Origin of the sequence: Candidatus Cyanaurora vandensis, assembly GCF_013285555.1 — a bacterium.
Classification (GTDB): Bacteria; Cyanobacteriota; Cyanobacteriia; order Gloeobacterales; family Anthocerotibacteraceae; genus Cyanaurora; species Cyanaurora vandensis.
Genome location: NZ_JAAXLT010000187.1, coordinates 1 through 17,931 on the forward strand (window position 1 = coordinate 1; position 17,931 = coordinate 17,931).

Annotated in this window: 23 protein-coding genes and 1 pseudogene; 15 read left to right on the top strand and 9 right to left on the bottom strand. The window is 56.6% G+C overall.

Annotated features, from left to right (window positions below; translation table 11 throughout):
• From HFM78_RS13235 to HFM78_RS13265, 7 genes are all read left to right on the top strand, one after another.
• The coding region (locus HFM78_RS13235) for a hypothetical protein (protein ID WP_287129920.1) at positions 1-390 on the top strand (390 nt) is incomplete at its 5' end.
• 30 nt (positions 391-420) lie between these two features.
• A complete protein-coding gene (gene thiO, locus HFM78_RS13240) occupies positions 421-1,470 on the top strand; it encodes a glycine oxidase ThiO (RefSeq protein WP_287129921.1) in 1,050 nt (349 codons plus the stop codon).
• A gap of 78 nt (positions 1,471-1,548) precedes the next feature.
• Positions 1,549-2,541 carry a ribose-phosphate pyrophosphokinase gene (locus HFM78_RS13245; RefSeq protein ID WP_287129922.1) on the top strand — a complete coding sequence of 331 codons (993 nt, stop codon included), beginning with the start codon at positions 1,549-1,551 and terminating at the stop codon, positions 2,539-2,541.
• A gap of 2 nt (positions 2,542-2,543) precedes the next feature.
• Entirely contained in the window at positions 2,544-3,113 is a 570-nt protein-coding gene (locus HFM78_RS13250; protein ID WP_287129923.1) for a tRNA-(ms[2]io[6]A)-hydroxylase, read from the top strand.
• The gene (locus HFM78_RS13255) at positions 3,113-3,727 is read left to right on the top strand and encodes a cofactor assembly of complex C subunit B (protein WP_287129924.1); all 615 of its coding nucleotides are present in this window, start codon (positions 3,113-3,115) and stop codon (positions 3,725-3,727) included. Before HFM78_RS13250 ends, HFM78_RS13255 begins: the two co-directional genes overlap by 1 nt.
• Before the next feature lie 3 nt (positions 3,728-3,730).
• Entirely contained in the window at positions 3,731-4,375 is a 645-nt protein-coding gene (locus HFM78_RS13260; protein ID WP_287129925.1) for a hypothetical protein, read from the top strand.
• Between the two features lie 129 nt (positions 4,376-4,504).
• The gene (locus tag HFM78_RS13265) at positions 4,505-4,840 is read left to right on the top strand and encodes a hypothetical protein (protein ID WP_287129926.1); all 336 of its coding nucleotides are present in this window, start codon (positions 4,505-4,507) and stop codon (positions 4,838-4,840) included.
• Between the two features lie 321 nt (positions 4,841-5,161).
• Here the strand turns inward: HFM78_RS13265 and HFM78_RS13270 are convergent, their stop codons facing one another.
• Genes HFM78_RS13270 through psb28 form a run of 3 tightly spaced genes read right to left on the bottom strand, consistent with a single transcriptional unit; the run spans position 5,162 to position 7,079 of the window.
• Positions 5,162-5,914, bottom strand: coding sequence for an acetoacetate decarboxylase family protein (locus HFM78_RS13270; protein WP_287129927.1), 753 nt, complete (start codon positions 5,912-5,914; stop codon positions 5,162-5,164).
• A complete protein-coding gene (locus HFM78_RS13275) occupies positions 5,911-6,735 on the bottom strand; it encodes a SirB1 family protein (RefSeq protein WP_287129928.1) in 825 nt (274 codons plus the stop codon). Before HFM78_RS13275 ends, HFM78_RS13270 begins: the two co-directional genes overlap by 4 nt.
• On the bottom strand, positions 6,735-7,079 hold the full coding sequence (gene psb28 / locus HFM78_RS13280) for a photosystem II reaction center protein Psb28 (RefSeq protein ID WP_287129929.1): 345 nt from the start codon (positions 7,077-7,079) through the stop codon (positions 6,735-6,737). The genes HFM78_RS13275 and psb28 overlap by 1 nt, the downstream gene beginning before the upstream one ends.
• Before the next feature lie 92 nt (positions 7,080-7,171).
• Between psb28 and HFM78_RS13285 the strand changes: the two genes are divergently transcribed.
• Together HFM78_RS13285 and HFM78_RS13290 are read left to right on the top strand one after the other, a co-directional pair.
• Entirely contained in the window at positions 7,172-8,419 is a 1,248-nt protein-coding gene (locus HFM78_RS13285; RefSeq protein ID WP_287129930.1) for an ABC transporter permease, read from the top strand.
• Position 8,420: 1 nt separating this feature from the next.
• On the top strand, positions 8,421-9,098 hold the full coding sequence (locus HFM78_RS13290) for an ABC transporter ATP-binding protein (protein WP_287129931.1): 678 nt from the start codon (positions 8,421-8,423) through the stop codon (positions 9,096-9,098).
• Between the two features lie 20 nt (positions 9,099-9,118).
• Here HFM78_RS13290 and HFM78_RS13295 read toward each other — a convergent pair whose 3' ends face one another.
• Together HFM78_RS13295 and HFM78_RS13300 are read right to left on the bottom strand one after the other, a co-directional pair.
• On the bottom strand, positions 9,119-9,685 hold the full coding sequence (locus tag HFM78_RS13295; protein WP_287129932.1) for a DUF924 family protein: 567 nt from the start codon (positions 9,683-9,685) through the stop codon (positions 9,119-9,121).
• Positions 9,686-9,719: 34 nt separating this feature from the next.
• The gene (locus HFM78_RS13300; RefSeq protein WP_287129933.1) at positions 9,720-10,187 is read right to left on the bottom strand and encodes a tetratricopeptide repeat protein; all 468 of its coding nucleotides are present in this window, start codon (positions 10,185-10,187) and stop codon (positions 9,720-9,722) included.
• 123 nt (positions 10,188-10,310) lie between these two features.
• Here HFM78_RS13300 and HFM78_RS13305 point away from each other — a divergent pair, with 123 nt between their 5' ends.
• Together HFM78_RS13305 and HFM78_RS13310 are read left to right on the top strand one after the other, a co-directional pair.
• Positions 10,311-10,490, top strand: a complete 180-nt coding sequence (locus HFM78_RS13305; RefSeq protein ID WP_287129934.1) for a hypothetical protein — start codon at positions 10,311-10,313, stop codon at positions 10,488-10,490.
• Positions 10,491-10,891: 401 nt separating this feature from the next.
• Positions 10,892-11,236: pseudogene (locus HFM78_RS13310) on the top strand (transposase); the annotation flags it as partial.
• Between the two features lie 205 nt (positions 11,237-11,441).
• On the opposite strand, the gene HFM78_RS13315 reads toward HFM78_RS13310, so the two are convergent.
• Positions 11,442-11,759, bottom strand: a complete 318-nt coding sequence (locus tag HFM78_RS13315) for a helix-turn-helix transcriptional regulator (protein WP_287129935.1) — start codon at positions 11,757-11,759, stop codon at positions 11,442-11,444.
• 79 nt (positions 11,760-11,838) lie between these two features.
• Here HFM78_RS13315 and HFM78_RS13320 point away from each other — a divergent pair, with 79 nt between their 5' ends.
• Both HFM78_RS13320 and HFM78_RS13325 read left to right on the top strand, forming a co-directional pair.
• Positions 11,839-12,930, top strand: a complete 1,092-nt coding sequence (locus HFM78_RS13320) for an alkene reductase (RefSeq protein WP_287129936.1) — start codon at positions 11,839-11,841, stop codon at positions 12,928-12,930.
• Between the two features lie 18 nt (positions 12,931-12,948).
• Positions 12,949-13,647: a glutathione S-transferase N-terminal domain-containing protein gene (locus tag HFM78_RS13325; protein WP_287129937.1), complete on the top strand. Its 699-nt coding sequence runs from the start codon at positions 12,949-12,951 to the stop codon at positions 13,645-13,647.
• Here HFM78_RS13325 and HFM78_RS13330 read toward each other — a convergent pair.
• The 3 genes from HFM78_RS13330 to HFM78_RS13340 form a co-directional block, all read right to left on the bottom strand.
• A complete protein-coding gene (locus HFM78_RS13330) occupies positions 13,644-14,105 on the bottom strand; it encodes an adenylyltransferase/cytidyltransferase family protein (RefSeq protein WP_287129938.1) in 462 nt (153 codons plus the stop codon). The genes HFM78_RS13325 and HFM78_RS13330 overlap by 4 nt on opposite strands.
• Positions 14,081-15,088 (bottom strand): bifunctional heptose 7-phosphate kinase/heptose 1-phosphate adenyltransferase, encoded by a 1,008-nt coding sequence (locus HFM78_RS13335; RefSeq protein ID WP_287129939.1) that lies wholly within the window; start codon positions 15,086-15,088, stop codon positions 14,081-14,083. Before HFM78_RS13335 ends, HFM78_RS13330 begins: the two co-directional genes overlap by 25 nt.
• A gap of 392 nt (positions 15,089-15,480) precedes the next feature.
• A complete protein-coding gene (locus tag HFM78_RS13340; RefSeq protein ID WP_287129940.1) occupies positions 15,481-15,987 on the bottom strand; it encodes a CGLD27 family protein in 507 nt (168 codons plus the stop codon).
• A 148-nt stretch (positions 15,988-16,135) separates the two neighbouring features.
• On the opposite strand from HFM78_RS13340, the gene HFM78_RS13345 reads away from it, so the two are divergent.
• Together HFM78_RS13345 and HFM78_RS13350 are read left to right on the top strand one after the other, a co-directional pair.
• Positions 16,136-16,441 carry a hypothetical protein gene (locus HFM78_RS13345; RefSeq protein WP_287129941.1) on the top strand — a complete coding sequence of 102 codons (306 nt, stop codon included), beginning with the start codon at positions 16,136-16,138 and terminating at the stop codon, positions 16,439-16,441.
• 12 nt (positions 16,442-16,453) lie between these two features.
• A complete protein-coding gene (locus HFM78_RS13350) occupies positions 16,454-17,572 on the top strand; it encodes a hypothetical protein (RefSeq protein WP_287129942.1) in 1,119 nt (372 codons plus the stop codon).
• Positions 17,573-17,931: the final 359 nt, after the last annotated feature.

The following is a 17,931-nucleotide window of genomic DNA, read 5'->3' on the forward strand; positions in this document are numbered from 1 at the left end:
CCCCAGTCCGCCGCCCCCGCCCAACAAGCCAAGGGGCTACCGCGCTCCTACTCTGATTACCTCTCCTGGAAGATCCGGCAGTACCACGACCTCTATTTCTCCAGGGTCAATCCAGACGAATACACGATTGTGCGCTACGTGATTGCCCCGGATGGGCAGATCCGCGAAGCCGAAGTTTTACCCGAGAGCAGCAGCACCCCGCCTGCTGTCGCTGAACTTGCCGCTGAGACTATCCGCGACATGGACCCCCTCGAACCCCTACCGGCAGGGATTAAAGAAGTCGTGGTCCTCGAACTCTTCTGGAATGGGACGGTGATTGGGGACCCTGGTAGTTTAGAGGAACGCCTGAGTACCTTGCCTGATGGTCGCTGGATTGAGGAAGTTCCCTAACCGACAATGATTTAGTGGTGCGAGATAGTTATGGATGTCTTAATCCTGGGCGGTGGGGTCATTGGGTTGTCCCTCGCTATCGAACTCAAGCTCCGGGGCTGTGCGGTTCAGGTGCTAGATACCGCGCGGACCGGGATGGCGACTCGGGCAGCGGCGGGGATGTTGGCCCCGGAAGCTGAGGGTCTGGCCCCCGGTCCCCTGCGGACCTTGGCCTTACAGAGTCGGGAGCTTTGGCCTGCCTGGAGTGAGAAGTTAGCGTATCTGAGTCAACAAGCAGAGATTGGCTACTGGCCCTCGGGTATTTTGAGCCCCCGCCCTGTCCGTCCTCAGGGGATTGATGGGTGGAATCGGGCACAGGTCGAGCAAATTTTGCCCCAGTTGGACCCACAATTTACTGGAGCGGCTTGGTTCCCACGGGATGCTCAGGTAGACCCCCGCCGCTTATTGACCGTCCTTATGTTGGTCTGTGGACAGTTGGGGGTCCCGATTCACCCCGTCCAAGTTGAGCAGTTAATTATTCAAGACGGTCAAATCCACGCCCTCAAAACTGACCAGGGTAATTGGTCAGCGGACCAGTACGTCCTCTGTACCGGGAGTTGGGCAGCAGCATTACTAGGGTTGCCAATTTTTCCGCTCAAGGGTCAGATGATGGCTCTCCAGATGCCCCGCCATCGTCTATCCGTCGTTGTCTTCGGTCCTGGGATCTATCTTGTGCCGCGCCGGGAAGGGAAACTCATCGTTGGAGCTACCGAGGAAGACGTGGGTTTCACTCCTGAGACGACCCCAATCGGCTTGCAATCACTGCGGACCCGCCTGGGTCAACTCCTCCCAGAGGCTTTAGACTGGCCCATCCTCGAAACTTGGTACGGCTACCGACCCACGACCCCGGACCACAGCCCCATCCTCGGTCTTGGCCCCTACCCCAACCTCCAGCTTGCCTTGGGGCATCACCGTAACGGGATTCTCCTCAGTCCCCAGACCGCTCGCCTCCTCGCCGACAGTCTCACTAGACGACCCACGCCCCAGTTAGAACCATTCAGTTACCAACGCTTCAAGACCCCTGCCCAGCCGGAGAACTAGCGGAAACACCTACCTGTAGTGGGCCGAATTCTAGAGGTGCGTGATATATAGTTGTTATGGCGATCATAAGGGTGTCTAGTGCGTTCGGTACTCCTTCCTACCGTCGTCAAAGCTAGTGTTGACGCTGACCATGGCGACCGTTTACGCGTATTCTCCGGGTCCGCCAATCCTGAACTAGCCCTCGAAGTCACCCGTTACCTCGGCATTCCGCTGGGGAACATGGTCCGTAAGACCTTTGCGGACGGTGAGATTTACGTCCAGATCCAAGAATCGGTGCGCGGTTGCGATGTCTACTTGATCCAGCCCACCTGTCCCCCGGTCAACGACCATTTGATGGAACTGTTGATCATGATTGATGCCTGTAAACGAGCATCAGCGAGGCAGGTGACGGCAGTGCTGCCCTACTACGGCTATGCCCGGGCTGACCGCAAGCCCTCGGGTCGTGAGTCCATCACGGCCAAACTCACCGCCAATATCCTGACGGAAGCCGGGGTGAACCGGGTCCTAGCCATGGACTTACACTCCTCCCAAATCCAGGCCTACTTCGATATCCCGGTAGACCACATCTATGCCAGTCCCGTCTTGGTGGAGTACCTCCAGCACCTAGACCTCGCGAGCTTGGTGGTGGTCTCACCCGATGTGGGGGGAGTAGCCCGTGCCCGTGCCCTCGCCAAACGCTTAGATGATGCACCCCTCGCCATCGTGGACAAACGCCGCCAAGGGCATAACGAGGCCGAGGCGATGAACGTAATCGGGGATGTCAAGGGGAAGACAGCGATCTTAGTGGACGACATCATTGATACCGCCGGGACGATCCTGGAGGCGGGACGGGCCTTACTCGCTTCAGGAGCTAAGGAAGTCTACGCCTGTGCCACTCACGCCGTCTTCTCCCCACAGGCGACAGAACGGCTTGCCAGTGGGGTCTTCAGGGAAGTGATCTTGAGCAATACGATCCCCGTTCCTTATGATAAGCAGTTCAAGGCGTTACGGGTCCTGTCGGTGGCGAACTTGCTCGGGGAGGCAATTTGGCGCATCCATGAAGATTCTTCAGTCAGCAGTATGTTTCGCTAGCCATGGAACTGGTCCCGACCCAAACTGCCTGGTTGACGCAAGCTTTGGCCCATCTGGATGTGTTGTTGTTAGACCATGCCCACTGTGAGAAGAAAGCCGCCCGGGTCGCCCTCCAACTCATGCACCGCTATCCGGCCCACCGCGAACTTGTCCAGGACCTAATCCCCTTGGCCCAAGAGGAATTGCAACATTACGACTGGGTGAATCGTAGGCTCGATCAGCGCGGTATTCGTTGGGGCAATCTGGCTGCCGCGCCCTACGGAAGCCGCCTCCAACAACTCATCCGTCGCCAGGAACCAGCGCAGTTATTGGATAGTTTGTTGGTCTGTGGCCTGATTGAGGCGCGGAGTCATGAACGGTTGGGATTACTGGCAGCGGCGGTGGATGACGCTGACCTGCGCGAACTCTACCAACGGCTGACCCAGGCGGAGGAAAGGCACCAACGGCTCTACTGGACCTTGGCGTTGACCTATTTTCCTGAAGTGGTGGTCCAGACGCGGTGGGCTGAATTAGTCCCAGCGGAGGCAGAAATCCTTAGGACTCTCTACCCCCAACCCCGGATGCATAGTTGATGTTGAAGAACCTGCCCCTCCTCGTTGGTATCCTGGGCAGCGGTCTATTGGTCTTGAACCGGACGCTGGCGACTCCCACCCCAGAACAGACCCGCGCCGATGCCCTGGGACTGATGATGGCGGCGGTGTTGGTTCTGGTCGGGATCCTGGCGCGTCCTGCCCAACCCGTAACAGCGGCAACTATCACCATAACTGCGCCTCAGGGTACGGAAATAGCCCCGGTCTCTCCTCAACTGGCCCAGGAATTGCAGTGGTTGGGAGAGAGTCTATTAACTAATACCGCCGCCGTCAGTCTTTTGGTGTGGGACCAGGGGCGGGTCTTGCTCCGCATGGGCTATCTGGCGACGGAGGACTTTATCACCGGACCGATCGTCGAGCGGGTCCTCCAAACCCAAAAACCTGTGTACTTGGTGTCCCTGAAGTTATTTCCAGGGCGCGTTGAGTTTAGTTATTTACCTATGGGAATGCAGGCCATCGTTTGTCAGCCTCTCGGGAACCTGGGGGTGTTGGTGCTGGGTGCTAATCAGGAACGCAGTTTCACGCCCCAGGATTTGCAGTGGATTGCGGTTTTGGCAAAACGGCTGGCGTTGACCTTGGACGAAAAACGGGAGTGAAGGATGGCACGGTTGGATGTCGAGATCTCTGAAGAGTTATTTGCCCGACTCCAGCAACACCAGCGGACCACGGGTCAGGATTTGACCCAGGCCGTCGTGGCGGCCTTGGTCCTATTACTACATCCGCCGGAGGACACCCTCGCCCAACGTCTCACCACCCTCGAACAGTCCCCCCAACTGTCTCCGAGCTATCTAGAAGGCCATGTGGAGGAACATGTCGCCACCCACGTCAGCCGGATCATGGGCTATGTCGAGCAGACCAGCGACCATCTCATGGCAATCTTGACCCAGCGGCTAGCGCAACTGGAGACCAACCAGACCCAGACCGCGAGCAGTCTCAGTGAACGGATCACAGGGGTAGAATCCTACTTGGTCCAACAACACCAGAGCCGCGATCACCTTAGTCAGACCGTTCAAGCCTTGGTCCAACAGTTGACCACCATCCAAGCTCAACTCCAGCCCGTCCTCCCCGAAGGCGGGTTGAGTGCTACCGCTTTAGCCCAACGGCTCGGCGTAGGCCGTCATACCTTGGTCCGCCATCGCAACCAAGCTGATTTCCCGCAGTGGTCCCAGAGCCAAGACCCCGACGGTCTAGCCTGGAGCTACGCACCCGACCAGAAGCAGTTTTTTAAATTAATCGGTACATGATGCGTGAGATCATTTAAGACCTTAGGGCTGAAATGATATAAGCGGTATAGCCTGTTGTTAGGCGGTAAAAGAGCGAACAACTGAAATCTTGTTCTTGTTGGGGCGAATCACTCTTCGGGTTATCGCGGTATGAAAACCTCTGATCTCGACTATCAGCAAATATTCCGCCGGGGAAGCACCTCCAACGGTTGGGTAGTTGCTGAAAGATCCTCCTCAGATTTTTTGATTGATGGGGAGTCACTTTTGCACGCATTAGTGAAGATTTATGGAGGGCATCCCGACTTTACGGGGGGTTTTGTAAGAGGTTTCGTTGAATCAAACCGTGATGCGCTTGCCAAGTTTACACTGCAAGCTTTGTCTGATATAGACAGCGGTCGTGTACTTCATCTTGTGGAGAGAGTTGGCCCTTTCCTATTTAAAAAAGAAAACTATGAATCCGTGCTCTCTCGGGTTGCTGCTTTCTAACTAGTAGATTTAGCCGCTCTGTTTCCGGCTTGGTCATTAGACCGTGAGCATCTCTCTAGGCTACAGTAAAGGGAGCAATGTGCAGGGTAATTGGAGCAATGACAGTTCAAAAGCCCCAATATAGCAGGGAAGAATTCGCCCGTCGTGGCGATGAGATCTATGAATCGCAGGTGAAACATCTGGTCGAGGTTGGTAATCATAAAAGGTGGTTATGTTGAACTTAACAAAGTCGAATTACTGAACGGCTGAGGCCGTGACTGATCCAAGAACGGTTAGAGTGGTTTATGTACCTTATGAATTGACCCGGATGCCCTTAGGCCGCTAAATCGGTGCACCCAAGGTCAAGGTGAACTCCGAGAAAGCTACCCCAAGCCAAGTCTCCCGGCTCTCCACAAGTTGATAGGGCTGCGGGTCGATCCCCAAGGCACTCATGCGCCACGAGATGAGCTGCCCCGCTCCTCGGAAGTCTGCTGTTGCTGCTCGGAACTTGCCACGGGTGTAGGTCAGCAACGGTAGGGAAAAAGACAAGGGCGGCACGGGTAGGTCGGGGAGGAAGCTGACGATATCGCGGGTTGGATTGGTGTAACTGGCCTTCAATAAATCTCCCTGTGTCCCGCTAATCAAGAAACTCTGCTCCCCCCAGTGATAATCCAACGTCCCCAACGTCTTCGGTAAGCCCCAGTTTGACTGTCCATTGACTTGAGAAGCGGGCGAGTCCACGGTCATCGTCGTCACCCAGAATGAAAGGTTCGTGCCGTGACGGACCAAGGCCGGGGCAATGATGAACTCGTTGTAAGGACCCACCGGAGTCTGGTCGTAGTGGATGAACCCCACAACCCCGAGGGTATAACCGGGCCAAGTCTGGATGATATCCAGCGGGATGAGATCTTGGACCAACGCCACCGGGAACTGAGCGAACTCTAGGGCGGCTTGGCCCCGAGTCTGCCAAGGCGGGGGGATGCGGGCGTGGGAGCCGGGATCTAGGTCTAGGGCAGGGTCTTGGGGGATAGCCGTACCGGGGACGACCACCGGGGCCAAGACCCAATCCCAACTATTTACAAAAGGTAAATTCACGGCAACAGATCCTCCCATAACTGGCGACGGCACTGGTCCTGGAGCTCACGCACAATCGGTGCATCCTGGGCGGTGGGCAGTTGCGTCGTGTAGTACTCCAAGTCAGCTAGAGCTTCTCGCCACCGCCCGAGACGAGTATAAATAATTCCCCGGTCGCGGACCTCAAAAGGCGCGTCCGAGAATAACAACAACATCCGCTCTACTGCTGCTAGGGTCCGGTCCAAGTCCTGACGGTGAAGGTACACGCCCTTGAGGTTGGCGAGCATCCGCAACAAAAAAAAGCGCGCTCCTAGGGGTTCACGAGGAATATGGGCTGCCTGGGGACCGAACCACTGCCGCAGACGGGCCTGACAGTCCTCTGGGAACAACACCTCGCCTCGATGAAAAGCATCCACAAAGAAATCCACCTCCGGGAGGTCCGGGCGGATGAGCAGATGCCCCGGCATCCCCACCGCCACCATCGGGAAGCCGACGCGCTGAGCAATCTCTAGATAGACCAGAGCCATGGTAATGGGAATCCCCGTGCGCCGCTCCAGCACTTCATTGAAGAAACTATTGCGCGGGTCATAGTAGTCAGTTTCATTGCCTTGAAAGCCCAACTCGTCGTAGAGGTAACGGTTGATGGTCTGGATCACCCGGAGGGGATAGGGCGCGTCGGGTAATTGGGTTTGGACGGCTTGGGCCATGGTGTCGAGGGTGTCGAGATAAGTTTGTGGGTCAAGGTCTGGGTATTCCTCCTGGGCCATGAAAAGAGCCGCCCGCGCCAGATTGATCTGGGGCTGGTCAAGCTCTTGGCGGAACCGGGTACGGGCGGGCAGCATTAGCGCGAACCGAACTGGAAACCATTGGCCTCAGCATAGCGATTTAAGAAGCGCATCACCCGCTCTAAAATCTCATCGGACCCGACTTCAAAGGAACATTCCACCTTGGCTAGATCATCGTCATTGCGAAAAAAGAACTTCATCCCGTTGGGGAAAACTTGGATCTCGCCTTCTTCATCGCGCAACCAGAGACTATCGGAACCCTGGGTGAAGCTCCGCAGCTTCTCCATCGCCTGGAGCCGTTCAAAAATTAAGACCACTACTTTCGTTGTCGCCCGCTTGCGTAAACTCACTTCACTAATTGTCTCTTCCAGCCCTTCAATAAACTGCACGGAGATCGTCACGGGTCGCCCAAATGTATTGATGCCCAGTGTATCCGCTCTCCTGTGCCCTGGGTCTAGCCTGCACAATAGGAATATTCCACCTTGACCACCCCATGTCCAAAGGCTCCATCCCCTTCCTTGAAACTCTATCTATGGCAGTCGAAAGTCTCTGGAGTAATCGGCTGCGTACCGGGCTGACCATGCTGGGGGTCGTGATTGGAATTGCCTCGGTGATTGCGATTACCGCTGTCGGGCAAGGGGTCCAGAAGGCCACCGAGCAACAGTTCCAGAGTCTAGGCACCGATGTCCTCTTGGTTCTCGCAGGGGCGGCGCGGACGGGGAATGTCAATCAGGCTGTCGGGTCCGCCACGACCTTAACCTGGGACGATGCCCAAGCCATTCAAGCCCAGGTTCTTGCCGCTCAAGGGGTGACGGCTTTTCTGTTGCGACCGGCCCAGTTGGTTTACCAGGGCGTCAATACCTCGACTACCGTGGTCGGGACCGACGTGGCCCATCCGTTGGTGCGGAGTTACCAGCCGGAGACGGGTCGTTTTTTCACCGAGAATGAGGTGGCTGGGGCGGAACGAGTGGTGGTCCTGGGTTCTAAGGTGGCGGAGCGATTATTTGGACCGGGGGGCCAGGGTACGGGGACCAAAATCCGCATCCAAGGTGAACGTTACTTGGTGACCGGGGTGATGCAAACCAAGGGCGCGTTGGCGAATGTGGACTATGACGACCGGGTGTTTATCCCACTCTCGACGATGGCGGCTCGCTTAGTCGGCAACAACGCCCTCCGTGGGGTCGCCATCAACGGCCTCTGGGTCAAGGCCCGCAACCAAAGTGATTTGGAAGCTGCCCAATTCCAGGTGACGAATTTGCTCCGGTTACGTCATGATATCTACCCGCCCCAAGAGGATGATTTCACCGTGACCAACCAAGTGGATCTCGTCAGTACCCTGGGGACAGTGGTGGGTCTATTCACCGTGCTGGTGGTGGCGATTGGCGGGATTTCGCTCGTCGTGGGCGGGATTGGGATTGCCAATATCATGCTGGTCTCGGTGGTGGAGCGCACCCGCGAGATTGGGGTCCGCAAGGCTTTGGGGGCGACGCGGCGGGCAGTCCTGGGTCAGTTTCTGGCTGAGGCGGTGGTGGTCTCCTTGGTGGGGGGCGTGATTGGGATTGGGCTGGGGATTATGATTGCCCTAGGCGCGGCGACAGGCTTAAAGTTGCCCTTTGTCATCTCCCCGACGGCGGTGGTGGTGGCCTTCGTTCTCTCAGTCGTGGTGGGTTTGTTGGCGGGGGTGATCCCGGCGCGTAATGCCGCCCGTCTCGACCCAATCGTGGCCCTCAGGAGTGATTGAGATGATTGAACTCACAGCAGTGACCAAGACCTATCGGTTGGGGGAGATGGATGTTCCGGTCCTCAAGGGGATTGACCTGACAATTAACCAGGGCGAATATGTAGCGATTGTCGGGGTCTCGGGGTCCGGTAAGTCTACCTTGATGAATATTATTGGCTGTCTGGACCGTCCCACCTCCGGGCGGTATGTGCTGGAGGGGCGCGATTTGACCACCTTGGACGATGACGACTTAGCCTATATCCGCAATCAGCGCATCGGCTTTGTTTTCCAACAATTCAATCTATTGGCACGGTCCACGGCTTTGGAAAACGTGATGTTGCCGATGGTCTACGCCAATGTTCCCAAGTCCGAGCGGCAGGAAAGGGCGGTCCAAGCTCTTACTAAAGTGGGACTTGCCGACCGTCTGACCAACCGTCCGAGTCAACTCTCCGGGGGCCAACAACAACGCGTCGCCATCGCCCGGGCCTTGGTCAACCGCCCCGCCTTGGTCTTGGCTGACGAACCCACGGGAGCCTTGGATACCCGCACCTCTCAAGAAGTAATGGCCCTCTTGACGGAGCTTAACCAGCAGGGGATTACAATCATCATTGTCACCCATGAACCGGAAGTAGCTGCCCAGACCCGCCGTCTGATTCGGGTCCAGGACGGGCTGATGGTGGACGCACTCTCTAAGGTTTAGGGGCAAGGCGGAGGGGCCTCTTAAAATGAGGAACCGGGCTGACGCAAGAATTCTAGCTCTGCTGGGGTTGAGGGACGGTCCAAGATCCGGTTGCGGTGCGGGAAGCGTCCAAACTGGGTAATCACTTGCTGATGTCGCTTGGCATAGTCCAATGTGGATTTTAGGAATTCATCGCCGTCCAGGTGACTGAAGAGGGCTACACACTGTTCCTGGTCGTTGGGGTTTTCACTATGTTCAAAGGGTAGGTAAAAAAACATCCGTTGGCGTGAGGGGAGTTGCTGGTCTAACCTTTGGGCTACAGCTTGTTTTGCCACCGTCAGGGCTAAGGGGTCCGTCCAAAAAGAGCGGGGGGTATCACGAAACATATTGCGGGGGAACTGGTCTAGCACCAAGATGAGGGCCAAGCTCCCTAGCGCGGTCTGTTGCCAGTCGCCCAACTCGCCCACCGCCGCTTGCTGGTAGACCGGGAGGAATTGACGGACCTGCTCGTCGAACTTGGGGTCCTTGGTGAACCATACCGTACGGGATTGATACCCGCCGTCATCCGGTTCGCCAAACCAAAAAGCTAAAACAGCCGCTGCGGTCATCCTGCATCCTCGTTACTCACCTAAGCTTAGGTTTTTAGCTCAGCAATGCCGTACATTCCAGGATCAGTTTCTGGTTGACCAAGGCGTGGGGTTGGACCGTTAGGGCACGGCGGAAGGACTGGATCGCTAGGGCATATTCACCAAGGGCCGCATAACATAGCCCCTGCCCGTGGAGTGCCCCGAAGTGGACGGGTACTAGGGCCAGCACCCGTTCACAATCATGCAAGGCACTGGGGTATTGTCCCTGTAAATAGTAGAGGACTGCCCGGCGGTTCCAGGCTTCGGCAAAATCGGGCTGGTCTTGGACCAAGTTGGTGAGGACTTTTTCGGCTTGGTCTAGTTCACCGGCCTCCCAATGGGTCTGAGCGCGGCTGAGTTGGGCGAGTCCCCAGGCTCCCTTTTGGGTAAACCAGTGCTGCCATAATTCCTGGGTGGCCTCAGCCCGCACAGCTTCATCAGGGTCCTGGAGGGCGGTCAATAAATCCTGGGGTGTCTCAGCCATGGAAGCCTCCTTTATTTCTATTAGACAATTGATACTGCACAACCCTGAGTATTAAGTATTTTGAAGCCGTGTTCTCATTCGAGTCTCCTTCAGTACAGTTAAGGAAAATAGCAGTTTAGGGCCATGGAGAACAAGGAATTCAAGTGGGAAAACGAACGCTACAACCAAACCCGTGAACAAAATGACGGGCTGGCCTGTGGTGGACTAGATGTGGGCATTGCTTACGGGTTGATGATGTTTGCGGGGCTGTCCTTCATCCTGGCGGTGGTCCTGACGGTCTCTTATCTCATCTTGCTTTTTTGACACGGGGAGCTATGTTTTCCACTCGAACCGCTGGTGGAATCCCGCTGTGGAAAACATAGCCACCGGCTGGGCTTACCGCATGGGTCAAGCCCTACCTGTGTTTGTCTGGAAGCTCGTTACGACTGAAACCTTGGATAAATACTAGGAGAGGTCCCGAACATCGCGCTACAGCCAGTAGAACTTGAGGGAAAATATCCTTTTTCTGTCGACGGGGACCCCCTACCGGAGCTCCGCCACCATATGCAACAAAAGTTGTGCGAGTTGATGCAGTAGCCTACACGCCTACCCCCACAGACCTAGCCCAGCAATGGTCGGCTGAAGTCCAAAGCAGTGACACTGTGGTACTGCTGGAGGATGAAGGTCATCTACATCATAGAGATGCATAGGAATATACTTGGGCTGCTTTAAACCAACGTATTAGCGTAAGCATGAAGAATGAAAATGAGAAACAGAGCTATTATGGATACTTAGATATAAGGCAAGGCACCGTCGTCCTTAAAGAGTTTAAAGTTGCCAATACAGAATCAGCAATTGCCTACGTCAAGCACCTGAGAGAAATCTATAAAAATAAAAAGATAAAGTTAATCCAGGATGGAGCGGGTTATCACAGAGCGGCAGAATTCCAAACGTACCTGGAGGATTTAAATAAAGGTGTAGAACAAAAAGACTGGTTGGTAGAAAGACTGGTTGGTAGAATGTGTGCGTTTGGCACCATATGGGCCCGAACAAAACATATTTCTCTCTGAGCTGGTATATCTGAGCATCTCCTATAAAATATTCTATGCGAGCTTTATACCATCCATCTGGACACTTGCTGAATCTTTCATTCCAAAAGTCATTAACAAAAAATCTGCGAGCTTCTCCCTCTTTGCCCAAGCCACTAACGGAGGAGTGCAACCACCAAGTAAAAATATTGTTAAAGCTGAAACGAGACCGATGATCGTTGTGAGGTTATCCAACCGAGTCCGCACTCAGGATGGCGGTGAGGAGACCGGGAAAACGTTGGTCTAGGTCCTCGCGGCGGAGGGAATTGAGGTGTTGGGTGCCTTCTTTACGTGAAAAAATTACCCCGGACTCGCGCAGGACCCGGAAGTGATGGGACATGGTGGATTTGGCAATTGGGGATAATAGGGCATCACAGAGTGGGGCACAGGCTAACTCGCCCTGGTCTAGTCTGCGGACAATTTCTAGGCGCACTGGGTCGCCCAAGGCATAAAGGACCGAGGGGAGGGCGATGTCTTTGCTGTCGGGGTGATGAAGTAGCCGCATCCTTGCATTGTCGCATAAATTAGCTTATAGTTTGATAGTTCGACTTTATCGAATAATCAAACAACCACGGAGTCCAGCGATGTCGGATCTGTTCGCGCCCATCCAACTCGGTCCCTATACGCTCCCCAATCGGATCATCATGGCTCCTTTGACCCGCAACCGGGCCGGGGCGGGGAATGTTCCTGGTCCCTTGAACGCGACCTATTACGAACAGCGGGCCTCCGCTGGCTTGCTCATCACCGAGGCGAGCCAAGTTTCGCCCCAGGGCCTAGGCTATCCGGCGACTCCCGGCATTTATGCACCGGAACAGGTCGCGGGTTGGCGGTTGGTGACGGAGGCGGTCCATCGGCAGGGCGGACGGATCTTTTTGCAACTCTGGCACGTGGGCCGGATCTCTCACCCTTCTTTGCAACCCGATGGTGCCCTCCCTGTCGCCCCCAGTGCCATTGCGCCCCAGGGTCAGGCGATGACCTACCAGGGAATGCAGCCTTTCGTTACACCCCGTGCCTTGGAGCTTGACGAGATGCCCGCGATGGTCGAACAGTACCGCTGGGGGGCTGCTAACGCCTTGGCTGCTGGGTTTGATGGAGTCGAGGTCCACGGGGCTAACGGTTATTTACTCGACCAGTTCCTGCGCGACGGGGCTAACCACCGTACTGATAGCTACGGGGGTCCGGTGGAAAATCGTGCCCGGTTGTTGCTAGAAGTGACCGAAGCCGTGGTGGGGGTCTGGGGGGCTGACCGGGTGGGGGTGCGCCTCTCGCCTAGTTCTACTTTTAACGATATGCAGGACAGTAATCCCCAGGCGACCTTTGGCTATGCGGTGGACCAACTCAACCGCTTTGGGCTGGCCTACTTGCACTTACTGGAACCCAGCGAATCCGACCTACGGCATGGCGGTACAGCCATCCCGACCGCTTACTTCCGGCCCATCTTTAAGGGTCTGCTGATGGTCAACTGGGACTACGACCTCGCCAAAGGCAATGCGGTCCTCGCTCAGGGCAACGCCGATTTGGTCTCCTACGGTAAACTCTTCATCGCCAACCCCGACCTCCCCGTGCGCTTCCAGACCCAAGCTCCCCTCAACACCCCGGACGAGACGACGTTTTATGGCGGCGGGGCGGCGGGCTACACCGATTACCCGACCCTCAAAGAACGACAACTGGCCTAACCCACTGGAGTAACCATCATGATTGACCTCTACTACTGGACGACCCCGAACGGGCACAAGATCACGATGTTCCTGGAAGAAACGGGCCTACCCTACCGCCTGATCCCGGTCAATATCGGTAAAGGGGACCAGTTCCAGCCGGACTTCCTCAAAATCGCGCCCAACAACCGCATCCCTGCCATGCTTGACCAAGCCCCGGCTACGGGTGGTGAATCCATTGCCGTTTTCGAGTCCGGGGCGATCCTGCTCTATCTCGCGGAAAAAACTGGGCAACTCCTGCCCACGGACCTACCGGGGCGGGTAGTTGTCCTCCAGTGGCTCTTCTGGCAAATGGGGGGGCTGGGTCCGATGGCGGGTCAGAATCACCATTTCAGCCAGTACGCGCCGGAAAAAATCCCCTATGCCATCAACCGTTATGTCAATGAGACCGGACGGCTCTACGCGGTGCTAGACCACCAACTCCAGGACCGGGAATTCATCGGCGGGGCCTACTCGATTGCGGACATCGCGGCCTATCCCTGGATCGTCCCCCACGAACGTCAAGGCCAACAACTCGACACCTTTCCCCAGATCAAACGTTGGTTTGAAAGTATCCAAGCCCGCCCCGCCACCCAACGGGCCTACAGCCGGGCTGAGGAATTCAAGGACCAGAACATCCCGCCCACCCAGGTCCGCGAACTCTTGTTTAACCAGTCAGCAAGCACGATCCAACGTTAGGACGCACCCCGGCGCAGCAGTTCGGTGGTCGAGACCTGGATTTCCACCGGGACTAAGACCACCCTGGCGCCCACTCGGGCGGCGGTGACGGCTTCGGGCAATTTGTCTAATGTATAGTCGCCGCCCTTCACATAGATATCGGGCCGTAAAGCGGTAATTAAACCATCTGCCGTCGGGTCCGCAAAAATCACTACTGCATCCACCGCTTTGAGGGCCAGCAACACTTCCTGGCGGTGGGCTTGGAGGTTCACGGGCCGGGTCGGGCCTTTGAGAGTACGGACGGAGCGATCGCTATTGAGACCAATCACCAGGGTCCGGCCTAGGGCCTTGGCTTGGCTCAAGTAGCGCACATGACCGACGTGCAACAGGTCAAAGCAACCATTGGTCAAGACTAGGGGCCGCCAGTGCTGGGGGTCCGCCGCGACTTGCTCAATTAATTCGTCCAGTCCGGGGTCCATGTCACCTGCTCTAGGTAATGAAGGAGTTCCTTGGGGTTCGTGGTACAGGTCCCGAAGGTGCGGACGACAATACTGGCGGCGAGGTTGCCCAGGACCATTGCTTCCTCGGGCCGTGCCCCACTCAACCGCGCCGCCACCAGTCCTGCCACCACCGTATCCCCGGCCCCGGTCACATCAAAGACCTGGGTACGGTTGAAGGCCGGAACGACGAAATGCGCTCCTGTCTTCAGAAAAAGGCTCATTCCGGCCTCGCCTCTGGTAATGAGGATTTGTTCGGCTCCGGTCTGGGTCAATAGGGCGGCCCCGGCTTGCTCTAGGCTCTGGGCATCCTGGATCGCAAACCCTATGGCCAGTTCTGCTTCTGGGACATTGGGGGTGAAGAGTTGTGCGCCATGGAAACGGCTGAGGTCCTGATGGCTATCTACAATTACCTGGGGGTGTGCTAGGCAGGCGGCGATGACGGCTGGGGTCAATACGCCTTCGGAATAATCGGAGCAGATGACCAGTTCTACCTGAGGCACCCAATGACGAATTTGGGCGACGAGTTCAGCTTCTACGCTCAGGGCGAGGGGCAGGTCTGATTTGCGGTCTACGCGCACGACTTGCTGGGTGACGGATTGGCGGGCGTGGGCAGCAATCCGGGTTTTTGTCACGGTGGGCCGGGTGTCATCGGTGACGAGGTGGGTGGTCAGGATGCCCCGGTCTTCGAGGAGTTGGCGTAATTGCTGACCTTGCAAGTCCGCGCCTAATACGCCCAGGGCGACGGTTTGTACGCCGAGGCTGGCGAGGTTAGCGAGGGCATTGGCGGCTCCGCCGGGGATTTGGCAGGTCTGTTCATGGCGCAGGATGACCACGGGGGCTTCACGGGAGATCCGTTCGACGGCTCCGGTCAAAAATTCATCTAGGGTCAGGTCCCCTACCACCAAAACTCGCGCGGTCTCTTGACCAAAACGCTGAATAATCTCTGCCAGTCGCGCCTGCACTGGAGCCTCTGCGACACCGTACCCACTGTACCAGAAGCAAGAAGATCATCCAGAAGCGCGATGTGGTGCTGTTGATGAGCTTGGGGGGTTGAAGGCGGTGGGAGTTTTGTGCGTTGGAGATAGTGGTTCGCGCTGGATTCAACAGCCGGTAAGGGTAGTCCACCCTCACGCTCCCTCCGACCCGTGGGGGCCGCGCATGGCCCCCACGTGCAACTAAAGCTCACCATGAGGACGGGTAAGTAATCTACCCGGTTCAACGGCTGTTTGCATAGTTGCATTTTTTACTACACCCCGTCCTCTAGCCGACGCTTACTCTTCCCCTCTTCTGTCTTGGTCCCCCACCACGCCTGTGCCCGGCAGGGTATGGGGCGGAGGGGCCGCTTACTTCTTAATTAGTGCGCGAGCCAAAAGAGTAATCCGTTCACACTCGCCAACAGGCCAATTAGGGCAATGGTCGAGCGCAAGCGTTTGAGTAACGGAGTGAGTTGGTATTCCACGACCAAGCGGTCCTTCGCTAGCACTTCTTCGGGTTTCACCCAGAGGTCGCCGTCGTGGGCACCCGTCTCTTCGTAGTCCACTTGGGCCCGGTTCAAACGGTCAAAAATATAGGACCAGCCCAGGTACAACCGCGCTACGACTAACAATAAAAAGCCGCTCGCCATGGCTGAACCCGCCAAGAGAAACTCCAAGGGCAAACGCCGGGGGGGATAGCTCCAGTTCGCCACCGGACCACTAATGAGCCAAGCCCCCAACCAGACCAAGGCCATCCCCACCCAGTAGCGGCGCGGTTCCAGGGTCGCCCAATGGAAAAACCAGGAGGCCCGCAACTCCTCGTACTCGTTCATCGGGAGTTGTTCGGGCGGGATGATGACTACTTTACGGGTTGGTCCTGGTTTCACGCCTGTCTTCCAGCACGGTCCTTTCCAGTTTACTTTTCTACAGCTAGGGGTGAGCAGGTAGCTAAGCCTGCGCTTGAGCGTAGAGAATCCTTGAACAGGCCCCGCCCCCCTCCGGTCTAAAAGGGTATCCAGCGTTAAGGAAAGGTTCATGAACAAATTGATGTTGCTCACTGTGGTCCTCCCCCTCATTTTCGCGCCTTTCGCTTCGGCTAATCCGGTGCAGGGTACAGGCCGGGTTGCCGGGACGGGCTATGCCCAGGGTCAAGGGCTGGTCCGGGGCAATGGGGCGGTGACGGGGACGGGCGCGGTGGTTTATCGCAGCGATGCCGGTCAAGTCCAGGTGAAAAAAGGGACGGGCACAGTCCAGGGTCAGGGGATTGCCATCGGGCAAGGCCGCGCCCTCGGTCGTCAATCTAATGTTGCGGGGAAAGGTTGGGCCGTGGGTCGTCCGTAATAAAATGACAACATGAAAAAATTCCTCGCGCTCGTCTGCTTGCTGGGGGGGCCAGTTCTAGGCCAAGCCGCCCCCCCAGTTCCCCCCGCCGCCACGAGTATCTCCGGTCTCGTCCCTCAAGGTTGGCAGGTCCTCGGTCAAGCGACGGGGGATCTCAACCGGGACCAGATCCCCGATGTTGCCTTGGTCCTCAAAAGTCCCCAAGAGCGCGATGACGTTCCCGAGAGTTGGGATAGTCCGCGCTTTTTAGTTTTGGCTCTGGGGACAGGGCGGGCTTTTACCCTCGCCGTGATGACCTCGGAGCCGCTTTTGAGGCGCAGTGAGGGGGGTATTTTCGGGGCACCTTTTGAAGAGGTGGCGATAGTGCGGGGAGCTTTGATCCTCAAGCACTACGGTGGCTCTCGTAACCGTTGGTCCTACACAGACCGCTATCGCTATCAGGCAGGGGGCTGGTTCCAGATTGGGCGCACGGAGAGTGAGATGGATACTTTTGACCTAGATTTCGCCCACGAACGGGATCTGAACCTCAATACGGGTCTCGTAATCGAGACTCAGACTAAGGGTAAGGCCCCGGATCGTTCTACCGCCGAGCAGCAGACCTATCAGCACATCTATTACGAACTCAGGGCGGGGCAGGTCGCGCAAATTCCCGCGCTGGGTGCTCCTTGGCCCGGTACCGTGATCCAACTCAACCGTAACCAAGTCGTCTCAGGCCAGCGCAATTGGCAGGGAACCACGGACCTCGCCACCCAACTCGTTGCCCTAGTGAGTGGGGACGATCTCTACCTGCGGGCTACGGTCCAGGATGAACGGGTCCTCCCCGGCGATGGTCCGCAACTCATCAATGCCCAGGGTCGTCCTGTTCCGCCAACGAGTACCACGACTGAGACCCGACCGGGCGGGTACATCTGCGTCACCCGCTACCCGCTCAAGGCCCTAGGCGTGCGTCGTGAGGATGACACTACCAACCGCCTCCGGGTGAGTGTCGAGATCCGAGACCGCGACACGCCCAAAGAAACCCCCACTACGCTCTCCACCAGCCGGGGCGGACGCAAGTACCCCGCCCGCCTCCAGTTGGTTGCGAAACCGGGACTCCCCCGCCTGGATGAAGTGTCCTTCCCAGGACGTTAATGAGGGTACAAACGGCGGGACTGTCGAGATGTAGTCTTTAGCAGCATCCGCTCTGCCAATCCCACTACCTTTTCAGGAATTAAGTACCTAAATCTTTAATCTAGGGGCACCACGATTAATTGCTGTCTGTCCACATAAATGAGAAAATAGGAGAAAGAGTTGGATTGAACATGGGGCAGCAAGGAATCTGGGATTGGGAAAAACGGTAAGTATGCTTGGTTGAGCAAAAATGCTTTCTTCCTCACCTTGATTCCTTCATTCCTTGGTCCGAATTTCGACCAATCTTAAACCAAGTTTACGAGCAACCCAGAAAAAGTAACGCTGGGCGCAAACCCATTGATGTGATTTTGATGTTTAAA